Origin of the sequence: Haloarcula sp. CGMCC 1.2071 (assembly GCF_037078445.1) — an archaeon.
Classification (GTDB): Archaea; Halobacteriota; Halobacteria; order Halobacteriales; family Haloarculaceae; genus Haloarcula; species Haloarcula amylolytica.
The window spans coordinates 1-981 of record NZ_JAYMGY010000050.1 but is presented as its reverse complement, the minus strand read 5'-3'; the positions used below and the strand labels follow the sequence as shown (position 1 = coordinate 981).

Annotated in this window: 1 protein-coding gene; it reads left to right on the top strand. The window is 58.1% G+C overall.

Annotated elements, in window-relative coordinates; genetic code table 11:
* Positions 1-69: 69 nt before the first annotated feature.
* Positions 70-954: an IS1595 family transposase gene (locus tag VI234_RS21150; protein WP_336331225.1), complete on the top strand. Its 885-nt coding sequence runs from the start codon at positions 70-72 to the stop codon at positions 952-954.
* Positions 955-981: the final 27 nt, after the last annotated feature.

Here is a 981-nt window from a genome sequence, read left to right as displayed (position 1 = left end):
GATTGTTGATAGCGAGAGCTGCGGCTGAAAGTCGAAGAGGGCAAGGGCACCGCGCCAGCGGTGCCCGATATGTTCCCAATAAGTCGATTCGTGTCGGAATCGGCTGCAGCGGACCTGCTCCAACAGGTTCGCTGGCGTGATGGTGTCGAGTGCCCCCGCTGCCGTTCTGACCTGACGGTCAGAAACGGCAGCTATCGAGAGTATCAACGGTATTTGTGTAAGAATTGCGGTCGGACGTTCAACGACAAGACTGACACGATCTTCGCTCACTCGAAGCTCTCGCTGAAAGAGTGGTACTTCACGATCTACGTATTCTTACGGTTCAACACGAGTATTCGCCAAATCGAGGCGGAACTCGATCTCTCGTACAGAACGGTGAGACGGCGCGTCGAGCGCTTTGCCAGCGCGCTCGACGCGCCTTCGACCACACTGTCTGGACCGGTCGAAATCGACGAAGTGTACGTCTCTGCCGGCCTCAAAGGCCGCGAGCGCGACCAGGAGTCGCGCTCGCGTGGCCTGTCTACGCGTGGGCGAGGATCGTACGATGGCGACAAACCGCCGGTGTTCACGCTGGTCGATCGTGGCTCGGACGATCGGTACGTCGTGCCAGCGAAATCCGCCGACGAATCGACCATTCGACTCCTGCTTTCTGACCACGATGAGGAGTCGCTGACCGTCTATACGGACGGATTTCGAGCGTACGAACCGCTCGAAGAAGACGACGCATTCACCCGCAAATATGTCGTCCACGGCGACGGAGAGTACGCTGACGGCGATATCCACGTCAACACCTGCGAGAGCCACGCGTCGCTGACGCGACGGTGGCTCTCGCCCCACCGAGGAGTGTCAAAAGACAAGCTAACGCCGTATCTCCGAGCCTTTCAGCTCCGCTGTGAACTCTACAGAAAACCAGGTGACGAAGCGCTCAAACATGCTCTCAACGCCGCCCTCTAAAAATCAACAACGTGCTTCACAAGAGCG